The 26,868-nt window shown below is 67.1% G+C and carries 24 protein-coding genes; 8 read left to right on the top strand and 16 right to left on the bottom strand.

Annotated features, from left to right (window positions below):
- Nucleotides 1-31: 31 nt before the first annotated feature.
- Nucleotides 32-1,705, top strand: a complete 1,674-nt coding sequence (locus JHL17_RS29615) for an ABC transporter permease (RefSeq protein ID WP_200198209.1) — start codon at nt 32-34, stop codon at nt 1,703-1,705.
- A gap of 7 nt (nt 1,706-1,712) precedes the next feature.
- On the opposite strand, the gene JHL17_RS29610 is transcribed toward JHL17_RS29615, so the two are convergent.
- Nucleotides 1,713-3,611 carry a potassium/proton antiporter gene (locus JHL17_RS29610; RefSeq protein WP_200198208.1) on the bottom strand — a complete coding sequence of 633 codons (1,899 nt, stop codon included), beginning with the start codon at nt 3,609-3,611 and terminating at the stop codon, nt 1,713-1,715.
- Between the two features lie 119 nt (nt 3,612-3,730).
- A complete protein-coding gene (locus JHL17_RS29605; protein ID WP_200198207.1) occupies nt 3,731-4,231 on the bottom strand; it encodes an RT0821/Lpp0805 family surface protein in 501 nt (166 codons plus the stop codon).
- Between the two features lie 160 nt (nt 4,232-4,391).
- Between JHL17_RS29605 and JHL17_RS29600 the strand changes: the two genes are divergently transcribed.
- A complete protein-coding gene (locus JHL17_RS29600) occupies nt 4,392-4,574 on the top strand; it encodes a hypothetical protein (protein WP_200198206.1) in 183 nt (60 codons plus the stop codon).
- Between the two features lie 128 nt (nt 4,575-4,702).
- Here the strand turns inward: JHL17_RS29600 and JHL17_RS29595 are convergent, their stop codons facing one another.
- Complete coding sequence (locus tag JHL17_RS29595) at nt 4,703-5,737, bottom strand: patatin-like phospholipase family protein (RefSeq protein ID WP_200198205.1); 1,035 nt, start codon at nt 5,735-5,737, stop codon at nt 4,703-4,705.
- 175 nt (nt 5,738-5,912) lie between these two features.
- On the opposite strand from JHL17_RS29595, the gene JHL17_RS29590 reads away from it, so the two are divergent.
- Complete coding sequence (locus JHL17_RS29590) at nt 5,913-7,700, top strand: ABC transporter transmembrane domain-containing protein (protein ID WP_200198204.1); 1,788 nt, start codon at nt 5,913-5,915, stop codon at nt 7,698-7,700.
- 208 nt (nt 7,701-7,908) lie between these two features.
- Here the strand turns inward: JHL17_RS29590 and JHL17_RS29585 are convergent, their stop codons facing one another.
- From JHL17_RS29585 to JHL17_RS29575, 3 genes are all read right to left on the bottom strand, one after another.
- Nucleotides 7,909-8,985: an ABC transporter ATP-binding protein gene (locus JHL17_RS29585; protein ID WP_200198203.1), complete on the bottom strand. Its 1,077-nt coding sequence runs from the start codon at nt 8,983-8,985 to the stop codon at nt 7,909-7,911.
- 1 nt (nt 8,986) lies between these two features.
- A complete protein-coding gene (locus JHL17_RS29580; protein ID WP_200198202.1) occupies nt 8,987-10,009 on the bottom strand; it encodes a Fe(3+) ABC transporter substrate-binding protein in 1,023 nt (340 codons plus the stop codon).
- Nucleotides 10,010-10,115: 106 nt separating this feature from the next.
- Complete coding sequence (locus tag JHL17_RS29575; protein WP_247893885.1) at nt 10,116-12,305, bottom strand: putative bifunctional diguanylate cyclase/phosphodiesterase; 2,190 nt, start codon at nt 12,303-12,305, stop codon at nt 10,116-10,118.
- Between the two features lie 552 nt (nt 12,306-12,857).
- On the opposite strand from JHL17_RS29575, the gene JHL17_RS29570 reads away from it, so the two are divergent.
- Nucleotides 12,858-13,106 (top strand): hypothetical protein, encoded by a 249-nt coding sequence (locus tag JHL17_RS29570; RefSeq protein WP_200198201.1) that lies wholly within the window; start codon nt 12,858-12,860, stop codon nt 13,104-13,106.
- Here JHL17_RS29570 and JHL17_RS29565 read toward each other — a convergent pair.
- Nucleotides 13,078-13,419 carry a YnfA family protein gene (locus JHL17_RS29565; RefSeq protein WP_200198200.1) on the bottom strand — a complete coding sequence of 114 codons (342 nt, stop codon included), beginning with the start codon at nt 13,417-13,419 and terminating at the stop codon, nt 13,078-13,080. The genes JHL17_RS29570 and JHL17_RS29565 overlap by 29 nt on opposite strands.
- Before the next feature lie 186 nt (nt 13,420-13,605).
- Between JHL17_RS29565 and JHL17_RS29560 the strand changes: the two genes are divergently transcribed.
- From JHL17_RS29560 to trpE, 4 genes are all read left to right on the top strand, one after another.
- Nucleotides 13,606-13,821 (top strand): hypothetical protein, encoded by a 216-nt coding sequence (locus tag JHL17_RS29560; RefSeq protein WP_200198199.1) that lies wholly within the window; start codon nt 13,606-13,608, stop codon nt 13,819-13,821.
- 192 nt (nt 13,822-14,013) lie between these two features.
- Entirely contained in the window at nt 14,014-14,193 is a 180-nt protein-coding gene (locus JHL17_RS29555) for a CsbD family protein (protein ID WP_200198198.1), read from the top strand.
- 258 nt (nt 14,194-14,451) lie between these two features.
- Nucleotides 14,452-16,332: a SurA N-terminal domain-containing protein gene (locus JHL17_RS29550; RefSeq protein WP_200198197.1), complete on the top strand. Its 1,881-nt coding sequence runs from the start codon at nt 14,452-14,454 to the stop codon at nt 16,330-16,332.
- Nucleotides 16,333-16,373: 41 nt separating this feature from the next.
- The gene (trpE, locus tag JHL17_RS29545; RefSeq protein WP_200198196.1) at nt 16,374-17,885 is read left to right on the top strand and encodes an anthranilate synthase component I; all 1,512 of its coding nucleotides are present in this window, start codon (nt 16,374-16,376) and stop codon (nt 17,883-17,885) included.
- A 411-nt stretch (nt 17,886-18,296) separates the two neighbouring features.
- Here trpE and JHL17_RS29540 read toward each other — a convergent pair whose 3' ends face one another.
- From JHL17_RS29540 to coxB, 9 genes are all read right to left on the bottom strand, one after another.
- Nucleotides 18,297-19,784: a carboxypeptidase M32 gene (locus tag JHL17_RS29540; RefSeq protein ID WP_200198195.1), complete on the bottom strand. Its 1,488-nt coding sequence runs from the start codon at nt 19,782-19,784 to the stop codon at nt 18,297-18,299.
- Nucleotides 19,762-20,559: an SURF1 family protein gene (locus tag JHL17_RS29535; RefSeq protein ID WP_345773902.1), complete on the bottom strand. Its 798-nt coding sequence runs from the start codon at nt 20,557-20,559 to the stop codon at nt 19,762-19,764. The genes JHL17_RS29540 and JHL17_RS29535 overlap by 23 nt, the downstream gene beginning before the upstream one ends.
- A complete protein-coding gene (locus JHL17_RS29530; RefSeq protein WP_200198194.1) occupies nt 20,556-20,927 on the bottom strand; it encodes a DUF983 domain-containing protein in 372 nt (123 codons plus the stop codon). The genes JHL17_RS29535 and JHL17_RS29530 overlap by 4 nt, the downstream gene beginning before the upstream one ends.
- A 71-nt stretch (nt 20,928-20,998) precedes the next feature.
- Complete coding sequence (locus JHL17_RS29525; protein ID WP_200198193.1) at nt 20,999-21,874, bottom strand: cytochrome c oxidase subunit 3; 876 nt, start codon at nt 21,872-21,874, stop codon at nt 20,999-21,001.
- A gap of 21 nt (nt 21,875-21,895) precedes the next feature.
- Complete coding sequence (locus JHL17_RS29520) at nt 21,896-22,540, bottom strand: cytochrome c oxidase assembly protein (RefSeq protein ID WP_200198192.1); 645 nt, start codon at nt 22,538-22,540, stop codon at nt 21,896-21,898.
- Nucleotides 22,540-22,725, bottom strand: a complete 186-nt coding sequence (locus JHL17_RS29515; protein ID WP_200198537.1) for a hypothetical protein — start codon at nt 22,723-22,725, stop codon at nt 22,540-22,542. The genes JHL17_RS29520 and JHL17_RS29515 overlap by 1 nt, the downstream gene beginning before the upstream one ends.
- Nucleotides 22,722-23,633 carry a heme o synthase gene (gene cyoE / locus JHL17_RS29510; RefSeq protein ID WP_200198191.1) on the bottom strand — a complete coding sequence of 304 codons (912 nt, stop codon included), beginning with the start codon at nt 23,631-23,633 and terminating at the stop codon, nt 22,722-22,724. Before cyoE ends, JHL17_RS29515 begins: the two co-directional genes overlap by 4 nt.
- Nucleotides 23,634-23,776: 143 nt before the next feature.
- Nucleotides 23,777-25,396, bottom strand: a complete 1,620-nt coding sequence (gene ctaD, locus JHL17_RS29505; protein ID WP_200198190.1) for a cytochrome c oxidase subunit I — start codon at nt 25,394-25,396, stop codon at nt 23,777-23,779.
- Between the two features lie 120 nt (nt 25,397-25,516).
- Nucleotides 25,517-26,380 carry a cytochrome c oxidase subunit II gene (gene coxB, locus JHL17_RS29500; RefSeq protein WP_200198189.1) on the bottom strand — a complete coding sequence of 288 codons (864 nt, stop codon included), beginning with the start codon at nt 26,378-26,380 and terminating at the stop codon, nt 25,517-25,519.
- Between the last annotated feature and the right edge of the window lie 488 nt (nt 26,381-26,868).

Raw genomic sequence — 26,868 nt, 5'->3', positions numbered from 1 at the left:
TTTTTTTGAACCGATGCGAGGATGTTTCCGCATGGCGATGGCGACCGACGCGAAGTCCCCCGGCTCCCCGTCCTTCTCTCTCCGCCGCCTGTGGCCGCGCATCGGCCTGACGGGCCTGTCCGCCCTGGTCCTCGCGCTGCTGATCGCCCTGCCGATCCTCGCCGTCTTCGTCCAGTCGGCCGGCGTCTCCACCGAACTGTGGGGGCACATGGCGCGGACGGTTCTCCCCGGATACGTCCTCAACACCCTGATCCTGCTGGGCATCGTCGGCGCCGTCACGCTGGTCACCGGAGTCGCCTGCGCCTGGACCGTCACCATGCACGACTTCCGCGGCCGCGGGATCCTGCAATGGGTGCTGCTGCTGCCGCTGGCCATGCCGGCCTATGTGCTGGCCTATACCTACACCGATTTCCTGCAATTCGCCGGACCGCTGCAATCCTTCCTGCGCGCCACCTTCGGCTGGCGGCGCGGCGATTACTGGTTCCCGGAGATCCACACCGCCTGGGGCGCCGGGCTGGTGCTGTCGTCGGTGCTGTACCCCTACGTCTATGTGCTGACCCGCGCCGCTTTCCTCGAACAGTCGGTCTGCGTGCTGGAAGCCAGCCGCACGCTGGGCTGTTCCGCCTTCGGAGCCTTCCGCCGCGTCGCCCTGCCGCTGGCCCGCCCGGCGCTGGTCACCGGCGTCGGCTATGCGCTGATGGAGACCTTGGCCGACTTCGGCGCGGTCCGCTACTTCGGCATCGACACCTTCACCGTCGGCATATACCGCACGTGGTTCGCACTGGGCGATCCGGCAGCGGCGGCGCAGCTGGCCGCCGTTCTGCTGCTGGTGGTGCTGGCGCTGGTCGGGCTGGAGCGGCTGTCGCGCGGCAGGATGCGCTTCCACCAGACCACCGGCCGCTACCGCGCCCTGCCCGCTCCGCGCCTGTCGGCGCGCGGCACGGTGCTGGCCTGGATCGTCTGCCTGACGCCGGTGCTGTTCGGCTTCCTGCTGCCGGGAGCCGTGCTGGTCCGGATGATCCCGCGCGGCGGGACGGAGCTGACGCTCGCCCGCTTCACCGACCTGACGGTGAACACCTTCATCCTCGGTGCCAGCGGAGCCCTGCTGGTCGTCGTGGTGGCGCTGATGGTGATCCATGGGGTGCGCCACGACCGCAGCGGCTTCGCCGCCGGAGCGGCACGGCTCGCCTCGCTCGGCTATGCCACGCCGGGCACCGTGATCGCCGTCGGCATCCTGATCACGGTCGGCCTGACGCGCGACTGGACCGGCTGGCCGATGGGCGCCATCCTCGGCACCACCATCGCCGGCATCCTCTACGGCTACCTGATCCGTTTCTTCGTCGTTGCCTACGGGCCGCTGGAATCCGGTTTCGCCAAGATCGGCCCGAACCTAGAGGGCGCAGCGCGCTCGCTCGGCCACACGCCCTTGCAGGTGCTGCGCCGGGTCCATCTGCCGCTGCTGCGCCCCAGCCTGCTCAGCGCCGCCATGCTGGTCTTCGTCGACATCACCAAGGAACTGCCGGCGACGATGATCCTGCGGCCCTTCAACTTCGACACGCTGGCGATCGAGGCCTTCCGCATGGCCTCCACCGAGCGGCTGGATGACGCCGCCCTCCCCGCCCTGGTGATCGTGCTGGTCGGGCTGGCACCGGTCATCTATCTCAGCCGCACCATCGCCGCATCCCGGCCCGGGCATAACCGATAGACCGCCCTCAGATCTCGGTCCGGCCTTCCATCCGTTCGTCGTGCACGGGTTCCGTCACCGGCAGCGACGGCGTGGCCGGCCGGCATGCGCGCAGCTTCTCGCGCTGTTTCCAGCGCCGGAAGGATTGCACGTTCCACCAGCCGTGCAGCCGCCCACCGATATCGGCGATCCGCTGATAGAGCGGACGCCGCCGGCTGGTCACCCGGGCGGGTTCCAGCGCCAATCCGACGGAAGTGATGGTGCTCTCGTCCATGTCGCGCACGATCAGTTCGACCCCGCCCATGCGCACCCGGTCCCCCAACTCGCAGGAGCCGCCGAACTCGTTGCGCAGCAGGTCGCTCAAGGTCAGCCGGGCGTTGGGCAGCGACAGCGGCAGTCCGTACATCTCGGCGATCTGCTCCACCGTGGCGTCTGGGCTCAGGACCAGATCGCCGTAGAACTCCCGGTCATTCTGGTCGAGCGCCCGGCTGCCGCCATAGAGCTTGTCGATCAGCGGCAGCCGGTGCTGCGGCGTGAACAGATAGACATGGTCGCCGGGCTGCAAGGGCTTGGCCTTGTGCAGCGGGACCACGGCGCCCGCCCGGATGATCAGCGACGGCTTGGCCCAGCGCGGCATGCGCTGGCCGCGTGCCGCCGGGCTCTTGGCATGGACGGTATAGGCCACCAGTTCCTGGTCGGCGTTGCCGGGAAGCTCGAGTTCCACGCGCTCCACCGGGCCGCGACGCGGCGGAACGATCAACTCCAGCGCGCGCGCCATGGTGCCGATGGTCCATCCCTGCACCAGCAGCGAGACGACCACGACGATGAAGGCAGTGTTGAAGATCAGCTGCCCGTTCTCCAGGCCGCCCAGCACCGGCACCAGCGCCAGAAGAAGCGACACCGCGCCGCGCAGCCCGACCCAGGCGATGAAGCTGGTCTCCCGCACCGAAAAACGATAGGGCAGCAGGCACATCCACACCGCGGCGGGGCGGGCGACAACGATCAGCACGACCGCCACGCCCAGCGCCGGCAGGATCATGCCGGCGAACTCCCGCGGCGTGGCGAGCAGGCCCAGCATCACGAACATGACGATCTGGCTGAGCCAGGTCAGACCCGAATGGAAGCGCCGCAACTCAAGCGCCCCGCGCAGCTTGACATTGCCGGCATAGAGCCCGGCGGCATAGACGGCGAGATAGCCGCTGCCGCCCAGGACGTTGGTGGCGGCGAAGATGAACAGGGCGAAGGTCAGCGTCACCACCGGATTGAGCCCGGTCTCGAAATTCGCCTTGTTGATGAAGGCCACCAGCAGCCAGCCGCCGGCCAGCCCCATCACCCCGCCCAGCGCGAAGGCCAGCACCAGCTCGCCGACGATGGCGACGGGAGAGGCCAGGCCATGGGTCGCCGCCTCGACCAGCAGGATGGTCAGCATGATGGCGACCGGGTCGTTGCTGCCGGATTCGATCTCCAGCGTGGAGCGGACGCGGTCGCGCAGGGTGATGCCGCCGACGCGCAGCAGGAAGAAGACCGCCGCCGCATCGGTGGAGCTGCATGCAGCCCCGACCAGCAACGCCTCTCCCCAGCCCAACCCCATCAGGTAATGGGCGGCGATCCCCACCACGCCGGTGGTGACGGCCACCCCGACCGTCGCCAGCGTCATCGCCGGCCAGGCGGCGGCCTTGTAGCTGGCGAGCTTGGTATCGAACCCGCTCTCGAACAGGATCACCGCCAGCGCCATCGACCCGATCAGGAAGGCGGATCCGGCATCGTTGAACGAGATGTGGCCGATCCCGTCCTCGCCCGCCAGCAGGCCGATTCCGAGGAAGATCAGCAGCAGCGGCGCACCGATCCGCAGGGCGAGATAGCTGGTCAGCACGCTGACGATCAGCAGGGTCGATCCGATGAGGATGATGTAGCTGACCGCCTCCATAAGCCCCGCACGCCGTTCACATCAGGCCGCCATCCGGCGGAACTCCTTGATTTTGACGGCAACCTCCCACATCCGCAAGGCGTAGGACCCGGAGGCGGTCATTCGGACAGGCTGTGTGCCTACGACACCAGCCTCCAGCTTCCGTCGGGCTGGCGGCACGCGGTGCCGCGCGCGACCTCCGTCCTGCCGTCGATCACGACCGTATGGTTGTAGTCGCGGCAGGTCTGGCCATCATTGCCCTGATAGGTCCGCACCGGCTGGATCGTGCCGCTGTTGCCGGACTGCGGATTGTTCCAGGTGATGGTCTGGTTGTTGGCGACCGCCCGCTCTTCCGCATCCGACGCACGGCTCTGGTCGGCGGGGCCGAACTGACGGGCCAGCTGCTGTCCGGCATAGGCGCCCAGCAGCGTCCCGATCGCGGTGGTCGCCAGCTTGCCCGCCCCGCCGCCGAAGCGGGAGCCGAGCAGGCCGCCGGCAACGGCGCCGCCCAAGGTGCCGACGGTCTCCGTGGTGTTCATGCCGCCGATGCCGCCACCGTTGCCGGTCTGGCATGCGGCGAGGGACAGTGCCGCGGCGACCGCGATGGTGGTGGCGCGCAGACGCTTGGTAAAGGTCAGCATGGCAGTTCCCCCGTATCAACGTTCTACAGTCAAAGCCGGGTCAACGCTTGAAAGGGGAAGAGGTTCCCGAACGAATTAGGTTCAAAAGATCAGGGAATGATGGAAGCAAAATGCGATCCCGCGTGTTTAGAGACCGAACAGTCAACACAAGGAGGGTTGCATGATGTCCCGTTTGCGTCTGATCGGTGCGGTGTTCGCGCTTCTTTCCATCAGTGCCTGCTCGACTGGCGGCGTGGTTGGCGGTGCCGCCGGTGCCGCCGGTGGTTACGCCGTGGACGGCACCCGCGGCGCCGTGATCGGCGGCCTGGGCGGCGCGGCACTGGGCACCGCGATCGATCATTGATCGGCACCCATTGAGCGGCACCGCGATCGATATCGTCTGATCGATTGCAGCTTCATGCGCTTGATCACGAACGCATGAAGCTGCAATCCTTTGTCCGACGATCGGATTTACCGTCCAACCGGCGGCACTCAGTCACGCGCCGGCGTGCGGTTCGGTTCGCGCGGGCCGGTCGCGAAGACGGCCAGCGCGTCGTGCAGATCGGGCAGGACGCGTTCCACCGCCGCCTCGCCCTCGCGGATGCAGTCGTCGGCACGGTCGAACTCGGTCAGGCCGATATGGCCCAGACGCGGCACGATGTGAACGTCCGGCGGATCGCCGGCAAGCCGCGACCGGGTGATGCGATCGGTGACGATGCCGAGCGACGACACCATCACGCCGAATAGGCTCGGCCCGTCATAGTCGCGGCGGAAGATGCGGCGCGCCAGCGCGCCGATCCCGCTCGGCGAGCGCCGGCCCGGCGCCTCTTCCTCCACCAGCCGCAGCAGGTCGAATCCGGCGGCGGTCGGCACGCTGGCCCCGGGCTTGCGCGCCTTGCCGAGGATGTCGCCGGACAAGTTCACGGCGATCACCATCTGTGCGCCCAGCGCCCGGCAGGCCGAGACCGGCACCGGGTTGACCAATGCGCCGTCGATCAACCAACGCCCGTCGATCGATGCCGGCGGGAAGACGCCCGGCAGCGAGAAGGACGCCCGCATGGCATCGACGAGTTCGCCCCGCTGCAGCCACACCTCGTGGCCGGTCACCAGATCGGTGGTGACGGCCGCATAAGGGGATGGCAGTTCCTCGATCCGCACGTCGCCGAGATGCAGGCGCAGTTCCGCCAGCAACCGGTCGCCACTGATCAGCCCACCGCCCTGCCGCAGCCGCAGATCCAGATAGCCGACGATCTTCATCCGGGTCAGCGTTCGCACCCACTCTTCGAGCGTGTCGAGCTTTCCCGCCAGATGGACGCCGCCGACCAGCGCCCCCACCGACGACCCGCAGACGATGTCGGCTTCGATGCCATACCGCTTCAGCGCCCGCAGCACCCCGATATGCGCCCAACCGCGCGCCACCCCGCCGCCCAACGCCAGGCCGATGCGTGGACGCCGCGTGCCGTTGCCGTTAAGACCGCCCCCGCCACTGCCACCGTTCCCGCCGTTGAGGCCGTTTCCATTTGGCATGGGCACTCTCCCCTTCCCCCGGCGGCATCGATGTTCGCCGCCCCGATCATCCGCAACATCGCATGAAACCGGTAAAGGAAGCCTGTAACCGTCACGGCCGCCGCCGCGCCGACTGGTGGACAAAGCCGAAGCCCATGGGCTAAGCCATCTATCGGACAAGAGATCGGATGCGACCGTGACGAACAAAAGCGGCAAGCCCCTGCGCCTGGATGCGGCCACCGAACGGCTGGCGGCCCGGATGTGGCGCGAATGGGTGCGGCCCTATCGCGGCAAGCTGTTGCTGTCCTTCGTGCTGATGGCGGTGGTGGCCGCGACCACCGGTGCCTATCCGCTGCTGATCGACCAGTCCTATGCCATGTTCTCCGCCCAGGATCACGGCATGCTGGTGGCGATCCCGCTGGCGATCGTCGCGGTGACGATCATCAAGGGCGTGTCGCTCTACTCCCAGACCGTGGTGACCAGCGACATCGTCCAGCGCATCATCGCCGACATCCGGCTGGCGATGTTCGCGCATCTGCAGACCGCCGACATGGCGCAGTTGCACGCCACCCCGACCGGATCGCTGACCTCCCGCTTCATCAACGACGTCGACCTGATCCGCAACGCTTTGAGCCGCACGCTGACCGGCCTTGTGCGCGACATCCTGACGGTCGTCGCGCTGGTCGGGTCGATGTTCTACCTGGACTGGCTGCTGTCGCTGATCGTCTTCATCATCTATCCCATCGCCGCCGTGCCGATCATCCGCATCGGCAAGCGCCTGCGCCGCGTCTCCCGCGACACCCAGGCGCAGATGGGCGACATGACCTCGCTGCTGACCGAAAGCCTGTCGGGCGCGCGCATGGTCAAGACCTATAACCTGGAAGACTATGAGCGCGCCCGTGCCGGCCGCGCCTTCCATGACAACTACCTGCTGACCATGAAGGCGGTGCGCGCCCGCTCGCGCATCGATCCGATGATGGAGGTGCTGGGCGGCGTCGCGGTGGCGGGGGTGATCGCCTTCGCCGGCTATCGCATGACAGTGGGCGAGGGGTCGGTCGGCGCCTTTTCCGGCTTCGTCGGCGCGCTGCTGATGGCGGCCCAGCCGGTGCGCGCCATCGGCACGCTGAACGCCGCCTTGCAGGAAGGGATGGCCGCCGCCCAGCGCATCTTCGAACTTCTGGACCAGCAGCCCACCATCAAGGAACGGCCCGGCGCCGAGCCGCTCGCCGTTTCCAAGGGCGAAGTGGCCCTGCGCGACGTCCGTTTCTCCTACGAGGCGGGAGCGGACACGCTGAAGGGCATCGACCTCGACGTGCCGGCCGGCAGCACGGTCGCGCTGGTGGGACGCAGCGGCGCCGGCAAATCGACCGTCTTCAACCTGATCCCCCGCCTCTACGACGTGACGGGGGGCGAGGTGCTGATCGATGGCCAGGACGTCCGCGGCGCGACGCTGCGCAGCCTGCGCGGTGCGGTGTCGATCGTCAGCCAGGACACCGTGCTGTTCAACGACACGGTGAGGGCGAACATCTGCTTCGGCCGGCTGGACGCCGGCATGGACGACGTGATCGCCGCCGCCAAAGCCGCTGCCGCGCATGATTTCGTCTCGAGGCTGCCGGAGGGCTACGACACGGTGATCGGCGACCGCGGCGTGAAGCTGTCGGGCGGCGAACGCCAGCGTCTGGCGCTGGCCCGCGCCTTCCTGAAGGACGCGCCGATCCTGCTGCTCGACGAGGCGACCAGCGCGTTGGACAGCGAATCCGAACGCCTGGTGCAGGCGGCGCTGGAACGGCTGACGGAAGGCCGCACCACGCTGGTGATCGCCCATCGTCTGGCGACCGTACGCAACGCCGACCGCATCGTGGTGATGGAAGGCGGCCGCATCATCGAGCAGGGCCCGCACGAGGCGCTGCTGGCGGCCGACGGTGCCTATGCGCGGCTGTGCCGCCTGCAATTCGGCGAGGACGAGGTGCGGGCGGGAGCCTGAGGAGTCCCGAGAGGAGCCGAAAGGGGCGGAGTCGGCCCCCGCCCTTTCATACCAATACCGGAAAGTTCCGACCTTTGGTCGGCACTTTCCGTCCCCTCAGACGCCGGGCGGCCCGCTTCCGCGGGCCTTGGCTTCGCGGGCATGTGCCCGCGCGGCCGCCGTCGCGGCCGTACCAGAGCCGAAAAGTCGAAACTTTTCGGTTCTGGTCTCATTCGACCGGAAACACCATCATCCGCTCGGCCGCCATCGCGGCGGACAGTTCCTCCCCGGGACGCACATCGACATGTCCGGGCAGCCGCGCGTGGATCTCCGACCCGCCGCCCGGCAGGTCCAGGCACACCCGTGTCGCCGGCCCCAGGAAGCTGGAATGCCGCACCCGCACCGGAACGGCGTCGGGACGGGCGCCGGGCGGCACCAGCTCCAGATCCTCAACCCGGCAGGCGACCTCCACCTTCGTCCCGCCGGGGAAGCCGGGCGCCATGATCCGGCCGAGCGGGGTGACGATCTGGCCGTCGCGCACGGTCGCCTCGAAGCGGTTCACTTCCCCGAACAGGCGGGCGACGAAGCTGTTGGCCGGACGCCGGTAGAGGGTGACCGGCGTGTCGGCCTGGACGATGCGGCCGGCCTCCATCACCACCACGCGGTTGCCCATCTCCATCGCCTCTTCCGGGTCGTGGGTGACGACGATGGTGGCGATGCCGCTGGCGCGGATGATCCGCACCACCTCCTCCCGCACCGAGCGGCGGAGCTGCTCGTCGAGCGCGGAAAACGGCTCGTCCAGCAGCAGGACCTTCGGGTCGCGCGCCATGGCGCGGGCCAGCGCCACCCGCTGCTGCTGGCCGCCCGACAGCGTGTGCGGGTAGGCGTCGGCATAGCGGGTCAGCGCCATCGTCTCCAGCAGCTCGTCCACCCGACGCCGGCGTTCGGCGCGCGGACGGTCGGACTGGCCGAAGGCGACGTTGCCCGCGACCGTCAGATGCGGGAACAGCGCGAAGTCCTGGAACATCATGCCGACCGGCCGCCTTTCCGGCGGCAGCGACCGTCCCGCGGTGGCGAGCGTGAGCCCGTCCACCGCGATCTCGCCCTTCTGGACCGTCTCCAGCCCGCTGATCAGGCGGAGCAGGGTCGACTTGCCGCAGCCGGACGGGCCGACGATGCACACCACCTCCTTTGGAGCGACCGACAGCGAAACGTCGTCGACCGCGGTCAGCCTTGCATAACGGTGGGTGATGCCGGACAGGACGACCGACGCGGGACGGGCGGAAGAAGGAAGGGCGTCGCTCATCTCACTTCCAGCCGGCACGGTCCATGATGCGCAGCGCCTGCGGCGTGTGGGCGGCGAAGGAGGCGGCATTCACCTCGGCTGCCTTGAAGCTGCCGAGCTTCACCAGTTCCGGATGGGGCTGGACCGCCGGGTTGACCGGATATTCCATGTTGCCGTCGGCGAACTGGCGCTGCGCTTCGGGGCTCAGCAGGTACTCCAGCAGCTTGCGGGCGTTCTCCTGGTTCTTGGAGGTCTTCACCACGCCGGCGCCGCTGAGATTCACATGGGTGCCGCGGTTGCCCTGGTTGGGGAAGATGACGCCGACCTTGGCCGCGACCTCGCGGTCCTCCTGCTTGGCCGAGGTGATCATCTTGCCGACATAATAGGTGTTGGCGATGGCGACGTCGCCCTCGCCGACCGCGACCGCCTTGATCTGGTCGGTATCGCCGCCCTGCGGCGGGCGCGCGAGGTTGGCGACGAGGCCCTTCACCCAGTCTTCCGTCTTCTCTTCGCCCGACGCTTCGATCATCGACGCGGTCAGGGCGAGGCTGTAGGGGTGGGTGCCGCTGCGGGTCAGGACACGGTGCTTCCATTCCGGCTTGGCGAGATCCTCGTAGTCCTTGATCTGCTCCGGCTTCACCCGGTCGCGGGCATAGACGACGACGCGGGCGCGGCTGGACAGGCCCCACCAGGCACCGTTCGGGTCGCGCAGGTTGGCCGGAACCTTGATCGCCTCCAGGACTGGCGACGAGAGCGGGGCGAGAAGCCCTTCCTTGGCCGCGGCGGCCAGACGGCCGGCATCGACGGTGATGAACAGGTCGGCCGGGCTGCCGGCCCCCTCCGACTTCAGGCGCTGGATCAGTTCGTCGTGATTGCCTTCGATGATGTTGACCTTGATACCGGTCGATTTGGTGAAGGTTTCATAGATCGCGCGGTCGGTGTTGTAATGCCGCGAGTTGTAGACATTGACTTCCTGCGCCTGGACCGAAAAGGCGGTCAAGGCACCGACGGCAAAGGCGACTCCTGCGATCTTGTCGACGAACATCAATCACTCCCGGACTGCGAATGGCTCTCAATTTCATGAGAATGGATATCAGTTGCAGCCGGATCTGTCGAGACGGGATTTGTTGCGGGACAGGAGGGAGAGGGGATCAGGCGACGGTCGGTGCGGCCTGCGCACGCAGCATGTCGGCCAGCGCGTCGGGCATCATCGGCCGGCCGAACAGATAGCCCTGCATCATGTCGCAGCCGACCGACACCAGGAAATCGCGCTGCTCCGCCGTCTCCACCCCCTCCGCGACCGTGGTGAGGCCCAGACCGTGCGCCATGCCGACCGCGGCGCGGACCAGCGCGTTGTTCTTGGGGTTCTCCGGCACGTCGATGACGAAGGCCCGGTCGATCTTCAGCTTCGCCACCGGCAATTGCTGCACATAGCTGAGCGAGGAATAGCCGGAACCGAAATCGTCGATCGCCGCCTGGATGCCGAGCTCGGCCAGTTCGCCCAGCGTCCGCACCGCGACCGTCAGGTCGCGCACCGCCGCCTGCTCGGTGATCTCGAGCCCGAGATGTCCGCGAAGCGACGGATGCCCATCCAGCAATTCCGCGAGCCGACCGGTCAGGTTGCCGCGCAGGAACTGCTGGCCGGAGATGTTGAGGAAGACGCGGTCGGGCAGCGTCCCCTCCTTCTCCCACCGCGCCATCTGGGCGATGGCGGTCGACAGCACCCAGTCGGTGATCGGCACGATCAGGCCGCTTTCCTCGGCGACCGGAATGAATTCGCCGGGAGAAACCGGCCCCAGCGCATGATGGTCCCAGCGCAGCAGGGCTTCCGCCGACCGCACCCGGCCCTGGCTGTCGACGATCGGCTGGTAGACGAGGCGCAGCTCGTTCCGGTCGATGGCATGGTTCAGATGCATGGTCAGCATCATCCGCCGCGTCGCCGCCGCCGCCATTTCCGGCGTGTAGAAGCAGACGGCGTTGCCGCCATTGTGCTGCACCGCCTGCAGGGCCAGCTTTGCCTTGGCGTTCAGGTCCTCCAGCGTGGTGACCGTCTCGTCCTGCACCGCGGCGCCGACCGACAGGCGCAGCCGCACCCAATGCCGGTCGGCGTAGATCGACGCGGTCAGCCGGTCGTGCACCACGCCGGCCAAGCGGCGCGCATGGTCGGCGTCGGTCACCCGCGACAGGGCGGCGAATTCGTCGGCGGCGACACGGCAGAGGATGGTGCCGGCCGGCAATACCTCCGTCACGCGGCTGACCATCGCCTTCAGGGCGGCGTCGCCGACATGGAAGCCGAAGGCTTCGTTCACGTCGCTGAACTGGTCGACGTCGAGCGAGAAGAGCGCGAACAGGCTCCCACGTCCCGCAGCGTCCCGCGGGGCTTCTTTCGCGGTTTCGGCGCGATGGGCGGCGAACAGCGCCTCGCATTCCTCCAGGAAGGCGGTGCGGGTGAGAACCCCGGTCAGCGGATCGTGCCGCGCAAGGTAGGTGGCGCGCTGTTCGGCCGCCAGCCGGTCGGAAATGTCGCGGATAATGCCGACATAGGTGGTTCGTTCCCCCAGCCGCGCTTCGCCGACGCTGAGATGGATGGGGAAGACGGTACCGTCCTTGCGCTGGCCCAGCGTGTCGCGGCCGATCCCGATGATCTTGGGCCGATCGGTCCTGACATAGCTGTCGATGTAGCGGTCGTGATCGCGCGCGAAGGGCGGCGGCATCAGGACGGTCATGGCCTGCCCGACCAACTCGCCGTCCTCGTAGCCGAACAGGCGGCAACAGGCACGATTGATCGAACGGATGATGCCGCTGCGGTCCGAGACGATGATGCCGTCCACCGCCGCGTCGAGCAGGGTGGTGATGAAGGAATCGCGGCAGGTTACGAACTCGGCGATGCGGTCGGGGTCGCCGGTCCGGTGAAGGAGGCCGAGATGGCCGAGCGTCGCCCCGCCCGAATCGCGATGGGCGATGACGCAGCCGCTGAAGACGGCCAAGCCGCCGTCGCCGGTTGCCATCATGCAATCGACAGGGACGGAGGATTGGACCGGCGACATGCCCAGCGTTGCCACGGCCAAGCCGAGCGCCGCCGCGACGGGGTGATCGATGCCGGTCAGCGGCCGGCCGATCAGGTCCTCCGGCGAGCGGGCAAGCGCTGCGGCGAAATGCCGGTCGGCGTGGCGGCACAGCCCGTCGCGGTCCAGATAGACCAGAGCCATTCCGTGGGCGATCTCGTGCCCTCCCTCCCCGCCTTCCAGCAGGCTGGCGGCCAGGGAGGCCAGAAAGGCCGGATCACGCGGCATGGCGGCGGAGCCGAGCCCGAGGGAGCCGTCGCTTTCGGAACCATTCATCTGATCCGCCGGTTGTAGGTCCACGAAACGATCCATTTTTTCTGTCCTGCCCGACGGGCCGGCCCGATGATGCACCCAGGGCTGCCCGGCGCCTGAACGGCCAACCGAGGGAGGCGAGATGTCCCCGTCGGGTCCGTTTTCCAACGCCATGGGATGGCGTGGATGCCAAGCGTCTTGCAGCCGCCGGAACGTGATGCTTCGTCAGTCTAACGGTTCGTATCCGACACGCGATTGACATGGTTCAATTCGCAGCCCCGTTCCGGGAATAAACGACCGGCGTTGGCCGGACCACTACATCTTTCGCGCGTGTCACCTGCGACAATTCGGGGGCATCGGGTGCGGCGCCCTGGACCTTCGGCGGTAATCGCCGCAAGATATTCACCAGATATTCGCCCGTACAGTCACCGGGCGAGAAAAGTTCCGCCTCTTTGTATCCGATGGAGGAATAAACCGCAGGTCCTAGGCGTTTTCCCGATAACGGCCGCAGCAATCGCCGCCGCGTCGGGTTCGCCACCGGTCCGCGGTTCGAAAAAACGATAGGGAGCATCCGACATGACCAACGCATTCAGCCAGATCCGACACGCCGACGGCCGTGCGTACTACCAGGGCATCCCGTTGTCCCTGGCCGATGCGCAGATCATGCTCAACGACGATATTCTCCGCCGTGCGGTGCGTGTCGGCGCCTATCTGAGGATCGACGAGACCGGCCGGCTGGTGCTGGTGAACGGTCCGGCATTGCGGAGGTCGGTCAACCGGCCGGTCTCGTCGGCGCTCAACTGCCGCGGGGCCCGGCAAGAATAAGCGCCGTCCCAGCCAGACAGATCAGGGCGCCGGCCATGTCCCAGCGGTCAGGCCGCGCGCCCTCGACCAGCCACAGCCACAACAGAGATGCCGCGATATAGACGCCGCCATAGGCCGCGTAAGCCCGTCCGGCGAGATCGGCGTCGGCCCGAGTCAGCAGCCAGGCGAACAGACACAGGCTCGCCACTCCCGGAAGCGTCCACCATGCGGTCCGGTCCAGCCTTATCCAAGCCCAGAAGGCGAAACAGCCGGCGATCTCCGCCAGTGCCGCAGCCACGTACACCGCGAGCGTCAAGCCCAGCGTCCGGTCCATGCAGTCTCCGTTGCCAATCCGTCATCGACGCTGCGGATGCTGACGATCATGCATCCCCGCGTCAATGCAGGGCGCCGATGGAAAGCGGCACAGGTCGTTTCAATTTGCTGCGCCGATATTTCAGTACGTTCATGGACTTGATCATCGCTGCGGCATAGATTCGCAGAGGACGGGAGATATGCAGCGATGCTCATAGACACGACCGACCCCATACGAGACGCGTTCGAAACGATCCGGGCGACCGATGTGATTTCGGACGCCAAAAAGCATGTCCTGTACCGGGGTTTGGAAATGTTGCGCCGCCAGCACTGCCCGGAAACGCAGCGGCCGACCGACACCTGCGAGGATTGCCTGTCCCATCGCCGCTGCCTGACGGCGGTCGTCGATCTGCTCGGTTCCTGAATCATCGGCACGGCGGATGCCGGCCAAATCCTGCGCGCGCCTTCAGGAGTCCAGTTCCGTCCGAACACGATGCTTCCATGCAGGGTACGGGAACCGGACGGCACAGCATGTCTTTCGTGTAATATTTTTAATGGACCCTTTCCTCTTCCGACGTGTTGTCGAGGCATAACCAACACACAGGAGGTTGCCACCATGGACAAGGATCGCATCGAGGGCGCTGCCCGCTCCATCAAGGGCGCCATCAAGGAAGTTGCCGGCAAGCTGACCGGCGACACCAAGACCGAAGCCGAAGGCCGCGGCGAAAAGGCCGCCGGCAAGGTGCAGAACACCGTCGGCGGCGCCAAGGATGCCGTGCGCGATGCCCTGAAGTGACGCTTTGAAATGATCCGGGTGCCCGTGAGGGTCCCTGGAATGGCATGACCGCCGGACGCCCCGGCCCCGCATCGCTGCAGGGCCGGGGCGTTCGTTTTGAAATTGGCTTGCCCGGGCGGATTCCGGGCGGATCGCCCGCCCCGGAACGCCACGGAGGGGATGCCGGCGTGGAAATGGGCTGTTGCCGCCCCACCCTCCCCTATCTATGATGCGCCGCCCCGGCCGGATGGCCGAACGACGCGCTTAGATTCGGGTCCCATGCTCCAGTTCATCCGCAATTTCGCCGGCTCCTGGGTCGTCAAGATCCTGTTCGTGCTGTTGATCCTCAGCTTCGGCATCTGGGGCATCGGCGACGTGTTCCGCTCGACCACGCCCACCACCGTCGCCGAAGTCGGCAAGGTGGAGATCGGGCAGCAGGCGCTGGACCAGGAGTTCCGCCGGCAGATGGAACGGCTGCGCCCGATGCTGGGCGGCAACCTGACCGCCGAGCAGGCCAAGCGCTTCGGCCTTCTGGAGCAGTCGCTGCAATCGCTGATCCAGCGCACGCTCTTCGACCTCGCGGCTTCCGACATGGGCATCGCCGTCGGCCCGGAGGTGGTTCGCATGCGCATCGCCGAAGAACCGGCCTTCCGCAACCAGCAGGGCCAGTTCGATCCCAACATCTTCCGGTCGGTGCTGCGCAACAACCAGCTGACCGAAGACGCCTATGTCGCGATGGTCCAGCGCGAGACGGCGCGCCAGCTCGTCGCCGGCGCGGTGTCGGCCGGCCTGGCCCCGCCGCAGCCGCTGGTGCAGGATCTCTACCGCTATCGCGGCGAAAAGCGCGTGGCGGAGGTGGTGACCCTGCCCAACGCCGCCATCGGCGATGTCGGTGTGCCCGACGACGCGACGATCAAGCAGTCCTACGACGACCATCAGGTCCGCTTCACCGCGCCGGAATACCGCGCCCTGACCGTGGCCCGCCTGTCGCCCGACGCGCTGGCCAAGGACATCAAGATCGACGACGCCCAGCTGCGCAAGGCGTATGACGAGCGTGCGAACGAGTTCGGCGCTCCGGAAAAGCGCACCGTCCAGATGGTGGTGATCGACGACGAGGCGAAGGCCAAGCAGATCGCCGAGGCCGCGAAGGCCAAGGGCCTGGCCGAAGCCGCCAAGGATGCCGGTGTGGAACCGGTGACCCTGGACAACATCGCCAAGACCGACCTGCCGGAGATCGGCGACGCCGCCTTCGCGCTGGAGCCGGGCAAGCCGTCCGATCCGATCAGGAGCGCCCTCGGCTGGCACGTCATGGCCGTCACCGGCATCACCCCGTCCTCGACCAAGAGCTTCGAGGATGTGCGGGACCAGCTGGCGACCGAGATGAAGAAGGAACAGGCGCTCGACTCCGTCTTCTCCATCGCCAACCGGGTCGAAGACCAGCTCGCCAGCGGCGCGTCGCTGGACGAGGTCGCGCAGGCCCAGGGGCTGAGCCTGACCAAAGTCGCCGCCATCGACAGCACGGGCAAGGCGCCGGACGGCAAGGATGCCGCTCCCGACCTGCCCGGCCTGAAGGCGCAGTTGTCCAACGCCTTCCAGTTGAAGACCGGCGCCACCTCCAACCTGACCGAAGGCGAGGGCAGCAATTTCATCGCCATCCGCGTCGACAGCGTGATCCCCGCCGCCGTCCGTCCGCTGGCCGACGTGCGCGATCAGGTCATCGCCGACTGGCAACAGGAGCAACGCGCCGAACGCGCCGCCAAGAAGGCGGAGGAGATCGCCACCCGCCTGAAGCAGGGCGCGGAGGCCGCCGCCCAGGACGTCGCCACCCAGGCCGGCGCCACCTTCGCCATGACCAGCCCCTTCACCCGCGACGCCCAGTCGGTCCAGGGCCTGCCGGCCGACATGGTCGCCAAGCTGTTCGCCGCCAAGCCCAACGAGGTCGTCACCGGCAACACCGCCGACGCCCAGGTGGTCGCCCGGCTGAAGGAGGTGATCCCGGCCGATCCGAAGGCTGCCGATGCCGATCTGGCACCGGTCCGCGCCTCGGTGGAGCAGGGAATGGAGAATGATCTGGTGGCCGAATTCACCAGCGCCCTGCGCGACAAATACCCGGTCGTCATCCATCGCCAGCGCATCGACCAGTTCTTCGCCAGCAACTGAGGCTCCGGCTCAGCCGTGAGCAATTCGAGAGGTCTCGTGCCGTGAAGGTCCAGCCCGACAACGCCAGCTTCGATGCCGCTTACGCCGCCGGCCGGCCGCAGGTGGTGTGGACCACGCTGGTCAGCGACCTGGAGACGCCGGTCTCCGCCTACATGAAGCTGGCGGACGGCCGGCCCTTCGGCTTCCTGCTGGAGTCGGCGGAACGCGGTGCCGGGTCGCGGCGCGACCGTTATTCGGTGATCGGCTTCAAGCCCGACGTGGTCTGGCGGTCGCGCGGCAACGGGGCGGAGATCAACCGCGACGCGCTGCACGACCGCGACGCCTTCAAGCCGCTCGACAACGCACCGCTGGACGAGCTGCGCGCGCTGATCAACGAGAGCCGGATCGATCTGCCGGAAGCGCTGCCGCCGATGGCTGCCGGCCTGTTCGGCTACATGACCTACGACATGGTCCGCCTGATGGAGCGGCTGCCGGACGGCAATCCGGACGAGCTGAACATCCCGGACGCCATCCTGACCCGGCCCAGCATCGTCGCCATCTTCGACAGCCACACCGATTCGATCACATTGGTGACCCCGGTCTGGCCGAAGGCCGGCAAGGATGCCGCCACCGCCTATGCCGACGCGCGGGAACGGCTCACCGACGCGCTCGCCGACCTGGAACGCCCACTGCCCTACCGGCGGGAGCCGCGGGCGGAGAACGGCCTGCCGCTGGCCTGGACCTCCAACACGACGCGCGAGGAATATCACGCGATCGTGGAGAAGGCGAAGGAGTACATCCGCGCTGGCGACATCTTCCAGGTCGTGCCGTCCCAGCGCATCCGCTTCCCCTTCAAGCCGTCGCCGCTGGCACTCTATCGCACGCTGCGTCGCCTGAACCCGTCGCCTTTCCTGTTCCACTGCGACTTCGGCGACTTGACCGTCGTCGGCTCCAGCCCGGAGATCCTGGTGCGGGTGCGCGACGGCAAGGTGACCGTCCGCCCGATCGCCGGTACCCGCAAGCGCGGCGCCACCACGGCGGAGGACGAAGCGCTGGCCGACGACCTGCTGAGCGATCCGAAGGAATTGGCCGAGCATCTGATGCTGCTCGACCTCGGCCGCAACGACGTCGGGCGGGTGGCGAAGGTCGGCACGGTCAAGGTGACGTCCAAGATGATCGTGGAACTCTACAGCCACGTCATGCACATCGTCTCCAACGTCGAGGGCGACCTCGATCCGAAGTTCGACGCGCTTGACGCCCTAGTCGCCGGCTTCCCCGCCGGCACGGTGTCCGGCGCACCGAAGGTCCGCGCCATGGAGATCATCGACGAGTTGGAGAAGGCCCGCCGCGGCGTCTATGCCGGCTGCGTCGGCTATTTCGGCGCGTCGGGCGCCATGGACACCTGCATCGCCTTGCGCACCGCCGTGCTGAAGGACGGCATGATGTATGTCCAGGCTGGTGGCGGCGTCGTCGCCGACAGCGACCCGGAAGCCGAATATCAGGAGACCGTCAACAAGTCGATGGCCCTGATCCGCGCCGCCGAGGAGACCCTGCGCAGCACCGCGCGCGGGTGATCGTCACCGCCAGGTCTACGAAAAGGCTGCCTCATGGGCGGCCTTTTTCATGCGGAAGCGGTTGCAAACCATCGGGGCACCTCCGCCAATCCGGATTATCCACAGGAAAATGCACGCCGCCGGATGGTGGCGACACACACATCTGCAACCAGACATCTATAGTGGGAGTGTGTGAACGGGGTGGCGGATAGGCCGCCACCGCCGCACACGAACAAGGGAGAGAAGAGGATGGAGAAAATCCTCACACTCCTGATCCTGCTGTTGCAGATCGTCAAGGCATGCCTTGATCTTCTGAACCGCTGATCGGATGGGTGCGTCGGGGTCGATCACACCCCGGCGCACCTGTCCCTAAAGATAAGCCATTTCCCGCGCTTGCCAAGAGGCTTCCGCACGCCTTCCGCGAGTTGGCGATCAGAGATACCGCCGCTCCAGATGCCGCTTGAACACCGACGCGTCGAGCGGCCGGCCGGTCGCCGCGGTCAGCAGTTCGTCGCCGGACGCGTGGAAGCAGCCGGTCTGATGCACATTCACCCGCAGCCAGTTGACCAGTGGCGCGAACTCGCCGCGCGACAGCGCCGGGACGATCTCCGGATCGGCGGTGCGGGCGGCGTCGAACAGCTGGGCCGCAGTCATCGCGCCCAGCGTGTAGCTGGGGAAATAGCCCCAGCCGCCGCCGGGCCAGTGGATGTCCTGCAAACAGCCCAGCCGGTCGTCCGGCGGCACGACGCCGACCAGTTCCGCCATGCCGTCGTTCCAGGCGCCCGGCAGGTCCGGCAAGGTCAGGTCGCCGGCGATCAGCGCCTTTTCCAGGCGGTAGCGCAGGATGATGTGGGCGGGATAGGTGACTTCGTCGGCGTTGACGCGGATGAAGCCGCGCTCCACCCGGCTGTAGAGGCGGCGCAGATTGTCGGCCTCCCAGGCCGCACCCTCGCCGCCGAAGGCCTCGCGCACCACCGGCGCCAGCCAGGTGATGAACTCGGGCGAGCGGCAGGCCTGCATCTCCATCAGCAGCGACTGGCTCTCATGCACCGCCATGCCGCGCGACTGGCCGACCGGCTGGCTCAGCCATGGGCGCGGGCGATTCTGCTCATACAGCGCATGGCCGGTCTCGTGCAGGATGCCCATCAGCGCGTCGGTGAAGTTCCCCTCGTCATAACGGGTGGTGATGCGCACATCGCCGGTCGCCCCACCGCAGAAGGGATGCAGTGACACGTCGAGCCGACCGCGACGGAAGTCGAAACCCAGCCGCTCCATCATGCGGACGCCGAGCTCGCGCTGCGTCTCGACCGCGAACGGGCCCTGCGGCTCGGTCACCGTCGGCGCCGCCGCCTGCTTATCGAGCACCCGTCCGATCAGGTCCGGCAGGAAGCCGGAGAGGTCGGCGAACAGCAGGTCAATGCGCTCCGCCCGCGCGCCGGGATCGTGGCTGTCGAGCAGCGCATCATAGGCGCTGATCCCCATCACGGAGCCGAGCGCTTCCGCCCCTTCGCGGACGCGGGCCAGAACCTCGGTCAGGGACGGCAGCAGCTTGGCGAAATCGCTTTCCGCCCGCGCCGCACGCCAGGTCATCTCGCAGACCGACACCGCCTTGCTGGTCGCCTCGACAAGATCGGCCGGGACGGCAGTGGCCTGGACGTGGTGACGGCGCATCTCGCGCAGGTTGGCCCGCTGCCAGGCATCGAGCCTGTCGTCGCCCTCCGCCTCCGCCAAAAGATCGGCCATGCGCGGATCGGTCGCCAGTTCGTGGGCGATCACCGACAGGGTCGCGGTCTGCTCCGCCCGGGCGTCGTTGGCCCCCTCCGGCATGATCGTCTGGGTGTCCCAGCCGAGAATGCCCAGCGCGTCGCCGATGGCGGCGATGCGGGCGTGGCGGCGTTCAAGCTCCTGATATGCGGTCATCGGGTCGTCCGTCGGTTCCGGTGTCGGCGCGCCTGCGCTGCGACAGCACGTAGATCCCGGCGAGCGTCGCCGCAAGCCCGTACCAGGTCAAGGCATACTGCAGGTGGTTGTTCGGCAGCTCCACCCGCGGCTCGATTCCGGACAGGGAACCACGGGGCGCTCCTGGCAAGCCGGCCCCCTGCCCCGGCAGCATCTCCACAACCACCGGCGCAACCCCTTCCAGCGACAGCGCTGCCGCCATTGCCGGCGGATCGGCGCGCATCCAGGCCGAACCGGGTGCCGGCGTGCCGTTCCCGGGCTGGAAGAAGCCGGGCGGCTGCGGCACGCGGACGATGCCGGTGACGCTGGTCTCCCCGTCCACCCGTGCCGCGGAACGGGACGCCGGATCACGGCGGTCCATCGGGACGAAGCCCCGGTTGACCAGGACGATCCCGGATCCGTCGGCGCGGGAGAACGGCGTCAGCACCTCATAGCCGACCTGCCCCTGGTGCGGGCGGGCGATCAGCAGCATGTCCTTGTCGTTCAGGAACCGGCCGGCGAGCGTCACCGGACGGAATTCCCATGCCGCCGGATCGCCGATACGGGCAGGCAGCGGCGCCGGGGGTTCGGCCATCTGCCGGTCGATGCGGGCGACCAGCTCCTGTTTCCACTGCAGCCGTTCCAGCTGCCAGGTGCCGAGCCCGACGGTCACCGCCAATCCGGCGATCGTGACCAGCGTTGCCCCGAGCGACGGCCGGAAGCGGCGCCGCTCCCCCGCTTCGGCGGCGGAACTCACGATCCCTTCTCCACCTCGCTGCGGCGGTAGCGGTACTGCAAGGCGATGACATAGGCCTTGGCCGGCCGCAGCATGCCCAGGGTCAGGCCCAGCACGACGATGCTCCAGACGATGGCATGGAGCCACAGCGGCCACTCCACCGTCATCGACACCCACAGCGCGATGGGCACGACCAGAAAGCCGAGGATGAAGATCAGGAAGACCGCCGGCCCGTCGCCGCTGTCGACTTGGGAAAGATCGAGCTCGCAGACATTGCAGCGCTCCGCCACGGTCAGGTAGCCGGCGAACAGCCGCCCCTTGCCGCAGCGCGGGCAGACGCAGCGCAGGCCTGCCGAAAGGGGAGAAACAGTGGGTTGGTAGGCGCTCATCAGGCTGAACCTTCCGTTCGGGCCGCTCCGGCAGCCATGAAAGCCGCGGGAACGGCCCGGAACCGGTGGCGTCAGTGGCTGGCGATCACGCCGCCATGGCCGCCCCACCAGTAGACCGATACGAACAGGAACAGCCAGACGACGTCGACGAAATGCCAGTACCAGGCAGCCGCCTCGAAACCGAAATGGCTCTCGGGAGTGAAATGCCCCTTCACCGTGCGCCCCCAGCAAACCGCCAGGAAGATGGTGCCGACCAGCACATGGAAGCCGTGGAAGCCGGTCGCCATGTAGAAGGTCGAGGGGAAGATGCCGTCGGTGAACTTGAAGGAGGCGTGGACGTATTCGTAAACCTGGAAGAAGCTGAACAGAACGCCCAGCAGCACGGTCAGGCCCAACGCCTTGGCCGCAACGCGGTTCTTGCCTTCGAGGATGGCATGATGCGCCCAGGTCACGGTCACGCCCGACAGCAGCAGGGTCAGCGTCATCATCAGCGGCATGTCGAAGGCGTCGATCACATGCACGTTCGGCGGCGGCCAGATGGCATCGGGATTGAGCGGCGACACCCTCGGCTCGAGCGCCGCGTGGAAGAAGGCCCAGAAGAAGGCGGCGAAGAACATCACTTCCGATGCGATGAACAGCGCCATGCCATAGCGCAGGCCGATCTTCACCACCGGGGTGTGGGCGCGCTCGACCACCGATTCCCGGATGACGGACCGCCACCAGCCGAACATGGTGACCAGGATGGCCAGCACGCCCAGGACCATCAGGAATTTTCCGCCACCATGCATGTAGACGACCAGCCCGGTCGCCAGAAGCCCGCCGGAAAAGGCGCCGATCAGCGGCCAAGGGCTGGGCTTCAGTAGATGATACGGATGCGGGATGCCGGCGCCCGGTTGATGGGCTGATGGTTCGGCGTGCGGCATTTGCCCGTGGGTGATGTCGGCCATCGTCTCACTACCCCATTTGGTTCAGTTTGTGGCGGTCGCCCCCGGCTCCGCCTTTTGTTTGCTTGCCTCCGGCACCGCGGGAGCCGATGCGGAAGCCGTGTGCTGCGCGAGCCTGGCTTCGCTGTCCTTGGCGCGGAAGAAGGTGTAGGACAGCGTGATCGTGGTCACGTCGTCCATGTTCGGGTCGTCGGCCATCGACGGGTCGACGAAGAAGACCACCGGCATGTCCACGGCCTGGCCCGGCTCCAGGATCTGCTCGGCGAAGCAGAAGCACTGCAACTTGTTGAAATAGGCGCCCACTTTTTCCGGCGTGACGTTGTAGACCGCCGTCCCGACGGTGGGCGCTTTCCCACGGCTTTCCGCCCGGTAGGCGGCGAAGCCGGTTTCACCGAGCTTCAGCGCCAGCTCCTTCTGCTCCGGCTTGAAGGACCAGGGTAAGGCGGTATTGGTGTCGGCGTTGAAGCGGACGGTCACCTTGCGGTCGACGACGCGCGCCGCGGCCTGTTCCGCCCGCTGGGTCGTGCCACCGAACCCGGTGACGGAACAGAACAGGTTGTAGAGCGGGACCGACGCATAGGTCAGCCCGATCATTCCCATCACCAGCCCGAACAGGGAGCCGAGGAGGAGGCGGTTGCGTCGGCGCAGCCTGTCGTCGCGCCCGGCCATCAGTGCGTCCCGCCCATCCGGACGACGGTGATGGCGTAGAACAGGACGACCAGGGCCAGCAGGGCCGCCAGGACGGCGAGGTTGCGGCCGCGCAGCTTCTTCGCCCGCAGCGCCGCCTCCTGCCGCTTCTGCTCGTCCACCGAGCTGCGGATGTCGGTCGGTGTATCGCGTTCCATCACCGTCATGCCCACCCTCCGAGGATCAGCCGTTCGCCCATCATCACGGCGAACAGCAGGAACAGGTACAGGATCGAGAAGCCGAACATCTTTTTGGCCGGCTTGTCGTCGGACGCGCGCAGGACGCGGACGGCGCAGCCGACGAACATCAGGCCGAGAACGGCCGAGGCCGCCAGATAGACCGGACCGGCGATGCCGACGAAGAACGGCGCAGCGGCCACCGGCAGCAGGATCAGCGTGTAGAGCAGCATCTGCCGCTTGGTCGCCACCTCCCCGGCCACGACCGGCATCATCGGCACGCCGGCACGGGTGTAGTCGGCGTTGCGGAACAGGGCGAGCGCCCAGAAATGCGGCGGCGTCCACAGGAAGATCAGCAGGAACAGCAGGACGGACGGCAGATCGACGCTGCCGGTCACGGCGGCCCAGCCGATCATCGGCGGAAAGGCGCCGGCGGCCCCGCCGATCACGATGTTCTGCGGAGTCCGGCGTTTCAACCACATGGTGTAGACGAAGACGTAGAAACCGATGGTCAGCGCCAGCAGCGCCGACGCCGTCCAGTTCACCGCCAGCCCCATCACCACCACCGACAGCACCGACAGGGTGACGCCGAAACCCAGCGCCTCCGCCGGTTCGACCCGGCCCGACGGGATCGGGCGCTTCACCGTGCGGGTCATCACCGCGTCGATGTCGCGGTCGTACCACATGTTGATGGCGCCCGACGCCCCGGCCCCGACGGCGATGCAAAGCACGGCGACCAGCGCCAGGAAGGGATGGATGTGACCGGGCGCCAGCACGATGCCGGCCAGCCCGGTGAAGACCACAAGCGACATGACCCGCGGCTTGAGCAACTCGATGAAGTCACCGGCCGACGCCCCTCCGGTCTGGTTGAGCGTCAGTTCGTTCGTCACGTCCGTCATATCTTGTCCTTGTCCTCTAACCCCGGGTCGTCACCCCGGCGCTCCTCCTGCCGGCGCCCCTGTTCGGGCTGCTCGGTTCGATCCCTTGTCATCGGGCCATCGGGCGGGCGCCTCCTCGCGGCGACGCCCGCCCGTTAGCATGCTTACTTGACCTGCGGCAACGTCTCGAATGCGTGGAACGGAGGCGGCGAGCTGACCGACCATTCCAGCGTGCCGGCCTGCGGCCCCCAATAGGCGCCCGGCACCCGCTCGCCGCTGCGCAGGGTCTTCCAGGCGATCCACACGAACAGCAGCGTCGAGGCGAAGGAGATGTAGGCGCCGAGCGACGAGATCATGTTCCAGCCCCAGAAGGCGTCCGGGTAGTCCGGGATGCGGCGCGGCATGCCCGACAGGCCCAGGAAGTGCTGCGGGAAGAACACCAGGTTGACGCCGAGGAAGGTGGTGTAGAAATGGACCTTGCCCCAGAACTCCGGATACTGGCGGCCCGACATCTTGCCGATCCAGTAGTACCAGCCGGCGAAGATCGAGAACACCGCGCCCAGCGACAGCACGTAGTGGAAGTGCGCCACGACGTAGTAGGTGTCGTGCATGTAGTTGTCGAGGCCGCCGTTCGCCAGCACCACGCCGGTGACGCCGCCGACGGTGAACAGGAAGATGAAGCCGATCGCCCACAGCATCGGCACCTTGAAGTCGATGGAGCCGCCCCACATGGTGGCGATCCACGAGAAGATCTTCACGCCGGTCGGCACCGCGATGATCATCGTGGCGGCGGTGAAGTAGGCCTTGGTGTTGACGTCCAGCCCGACCGTGTACATGTGGTGCGCCCACACGACGAAGCCCACCACGCCGATGGCGACCATCGCATAGGCCATGCCGAGATAGCCGAACACCGGCTTCTTGGAGAAGGTCGAGATGATGTGGCTGATGATGCCGAAGGCCGGCAGGATCATGATGTAGACTTCGGGGTGGCCGAAGAACCAGAACAGGTGCTGGAACAGGATCGGGTCGCCGCCGCCTTCGGGATTGAAGAAGGTGGTGCCGAAATTGCGGTCGGTCAGCAGCATGGTGATGGCGCCGCCCAGCACCGGCACCGCCAGCAGCAGCAGGAAGGCGGTCACCAGCATCGCCCAGACGAACAGCGGCATCTTGTGCAGCGTCATGCCCGGCGCGCGCATGTTGAAGATGGTGGTGATGAAGTTCACCGCGCCCAGGATCGAGCTGGCACCGGCCAGATGCAGGGCGAAGATCGCCATGTCGACCGACGGTCCGCTATGCCCCAGCGGCGAGGACAGCGGCGGGTAGATCGTCCAGCCGGTGCCGGCGCCGGTGCCGACGAAGGCGGAGCCCAGCAGCAGCAGGAAGGCCGGCACGATCAGCCAGAAGCTGATGTTGTTCATGCGCGGGAAGGCCATGTCGGGCGCGCCGATCATGAGCGGCACGAACCAGTTGCCGAAGCCGCCGATCAGCGCCGGCATCACCACGAAGAACACCATGATCAGGCCGTGCGCCGTGATCAGCACGTTCCACATCTGGCCATCGGAAACGAACTGCAGCCCGGGCGACTGGAGTTCCGCCCGCATGATGACGGAGAACAGGCCGCCGATCAGCCCGGCGATGACCGAGAAGATCAGATAGAGCGTGCCGATGTCCTTGTGGTTGGTCGAATAGAACCAGCGCTGCACGAAGCCGGGGACGTGATGATCGTCATGCCCGTGCGCATGGTCTCCCGCATGGTCCCCATGTCCCGGTGTGGCGTTTGCCATGTCTCTACCCTTTGTCGCTGTCCCTGGGCGCCGTCCATGCCGTCTTTTTCAAGCACCGGCGGCAGCTGGGTTAGGTTCTTCTTATCGCGTCGTCCCTGAGGCGGGGTGTGCGAAGTCCGCTTACTCGACCAGCGTGCCGGTCGGGCGCTGCGCCACGTCGCGGTCGCCGTCCTTCGGCGCGAAGGCCGTCTTGGCCTTGGCGACCCAGGCGTCGAAGGCCTCCTTCGACACGGCTTCGACCGCGATCGGCATGAAGCCGTGGTTGGTGCCGCAGATCTCGGAGCACTGGCCGTAATAGACGCCTTCGCGCTCGGCCTTGAACCAGGTCTCGTTGATACGGCCGGGAACGCCGTCCTTCTTCAGGCCGAAGGCGGGCACCGCCCAGGAATGGATCACGTCGCCGGCCGTCACCAGCACGCGCACGGTGGTGTTGACCGGCACGACCACGCGGTTGTCGACCTCCAGCAGGCGACGCTGGCCGGGCTTCAGATCGGCGTCGGCGATCATGTAGCTGGAGAAGGTGATGTTGCCGTGGTCGGGGTATTCGTAGTCCCAGTACCACTGGTGACCGGTGACCTTGATGGTCATGTCGGCCTGCGGGATGCGTTCCGCGGCGTAGAGCAGCTTGAAGGACGGCACCGCGACCACGATCAGGATGATCACCGGCACGACGGTCCAGGCGACCTCGAGCAGCGTGTGGTGCGAGGTCCTGGACGGGACCGGGTTCCTCTTCGCGTTGAAGCGGACGGCACAATAGGCCAGCAGGCCCGCGACGAGGATGACGATCAACGTGATGATGACGGTCAGCAGGTCGTTGAACGAGGTCATCAGGTGTTTGACCGGCGAGGCGGAGGGCTGCATGCCCATCTCCCACGGCCGCGGCTCGTTCGCCAGGGCCGCCGTCGCCCAGCCACCAACCCCCAGGCCTCCAACCATCGACAGGACCGCCGACAGGCCGGCGGCGTACAGGCTTTGCCTTCTCATCCCCAACCCCTTCTTAGCCGCGACGCTCGTCATGGCCCGCGGTCGTCTCTTCCCGCCGACGCTCCCTCCGCCCTCTTCGTCCGGACCGGCATCTGTTCGCACGGTCCATGGTTGGGCTTGTCAGCGAACGCCAGTTTATGCAGGGATCACGCCATCTTAGCGCGACATATACCCGCAGTCGGAGCTTATCCCCGCCCCCCGCTGGGTTACAAGCCTTTCCTCTCTCCCACCGTCCGCATAGACTTTTCCTCACATCCGGATGTGCGATGGGAACAAAGGTTGAGCGTGGATCGAGGCCATGCCATGCGGCATTCCGCCGCAGTCCGTTGGACAAGCGGAGTTTTCTCGGCGGCGGGCCGAGCAAGAACGGAGATGCGAACACGCCCGTAACCACAGGATTGTTGCGGCAGCCGGGGGCGACTCAGGACTTCAGGCCGGGGATGAGCAGGACTTCAGGCCGGATGCGCGACGGGAATGGACGGCAGGCG

It is taken from the genome of Azospirillum endophyticum (assembly GCF_016595245.1).
Lineage (GTDB): Bacteria > Pseudomonadota > Alphaproteobacteria > Azospirillales > Azospirillaceae > Azospirillum > Azospirillum endophyticum.
This window is presented reverse-complemented; position numbering and strand designations above follow the sequence as displayed.

What these genes read in the sequence shown, in the direction of transcription:
- JHL17_RS29615 (WP_200198209.1), top strand. Translation starts at nt 32, where the DNA reads ATGGCGATGGCGACCGACGCGAAGTCCCCCGGCTCCCCGTCCTTCTCT.
- JHL17_RS29610 (WP_200198208.1), bottom strand. Translation starts at nt 3,611, where the DNA reads ATGGAGGCGGTCAGCTACATCATCCTCATCGGATCGACCCTGCTGATC.
- JHL17_RS29605 (WP_200198207.1), bottom strand. Translation starts at nt 4,231, where the DNA reads ATGCTGACCTTTACCAAGCGTCTGCGCGCCACCACCATCGCGGTCGCC.
- JHL17_RS29600 (WP_200198206.1), top strand. Translation starts at nt 4,392, where the DNA reads ATGATGTCCCGTTTGCGTCTGATCGGTGCGGTGTTCGCGCTTCTTTCC.
- JHL17_RS29595 (WP_200198205.1), bottom strand. Translation starts at nt 5,737, where the DNA reads ATGCCAAATGGAAACGGCCTCAACGGCGGGAACGGTGGCAGTGGCGGG.
- JHL17_RS29585 (WP_200198203.1), bottom strand. Translation starts at nt 8,985, where the DNA reads ATGAGCGACGCCCTTCCTTCTTCCGCCCGTCCCGCGTCGGTCGTCCTG.
- JHL17_RS29580 (WP_200198202.1), bottom strand. Translation starts at nt 10,009, where the DNA reads ATGTTCGTCGACAAGATCGCAGGAGTCGCCTTTGCCGTCGGTGCCTTG.
- JHL17_RS29575 (WP_247893885.1), bottom strand. Translation starts at nt 12,305, where the DNA reads ATGAATGGTTCCGAAAGCGACGGCTCCCTCGGGCTCGGCTCCGCCGCC.
- JHL17_RS29570 (WP_200198201.1), top strand. Translation starts at nt 12,858, where the DNA reads ATGACCAACGCATTCAGCCAGATCCGACACGCCGACGGCCGTGCGTAC.
- JHL17_RS29565 (WP_200198200.1), bottom strand. Translation starts at nt 13,419, where the DNA reads ATGGACCGGACGCTGGGCTTGACGCTCGCGGTGTACGTGGCTGCGGCA.
- JHL17_RS29560 (WP_200198199.1), top strand. Translation starts at nt 13,606, where the DNA reads ATGCTCATAGACACGACCGACCCCATACGAGACGCGTTCGAAACGATC.
- JHL17_RS29555 (WP_200198198.1), top strand. Translation starts at nt 14,014, where the DNA reads ATGGACAAGGATCGCATCGAGGGCGCTGCCCGCTCCATCAAGGGCGCC.
- JHL17_RS29550 (WP_200198197.1), top strand. Translation starts at nt 14,452, where the DNA reads ATGCTCCAGTTCATCCGCAATTTCGCCGGCTCCTGGGTCGTCAAGATC.
- JHL17_RS29540 (WP_200198195.1), bottom strand. Translation starts at nt 19,784, where the DNA reads ATGACCGCATATCAGGAGCTTGAACGCCGCCACGCCCGCATCGCCGCC.
- JHL17_RS29530 (WP_200198194.1), bottom strand. Translation starts at nt 20,927, where the DNA reads ATGAGCGCCTACCAACCCACTGTTTCTCCCCTTTCGGCAGGCCTGCGC.
- JHL17_RS29525 (WP_200198193.1), bottom strand. Translation starts at nt 21,874, where the DNA reads ATGGCCGACATCACCCACGGGCAAATGCCGCACGCCGAACCATCAGCC.
- JHL17_RS29520 (WP_200198192.1), bottom strand. Translation starts at nt 22,540, where the DNA reads ATGGCCGGGCGCGACGACAGGCTGCGCCGACGCAACCGCCTCCTCCTC.
- JHL17_RS29515 (WP_200198537.1), bottom strand. Translation starts at nt 22,725, where the DNA reads ATGACGGTGATGGAACGCGATACACCGACCGACATCCGCAGCTCGGTG.
- cyoE (WP_200198191.1), bottom strand. Translation starts at nt 23,633, where the DNA reads ATGACGGACGTGACGAACGAACTGACGCTCAACCAGACCGGAGGGGCG.
- ctaD (WP_200198190.1), bottom strand. Translation starts at nt 25,396, where the DNA reads ATGGCAAACGCCACACCGGGACATGGGGACCATGCGGGAGACCATGCG.
- coxB (WP_200198189.1), bottom strand. Translation starts at nt 26,380, where the DNA reads ATGAGAAGGCAAAGCCTGTACGCCGCCGGCCTGTCGGCGGTCCTGTCG.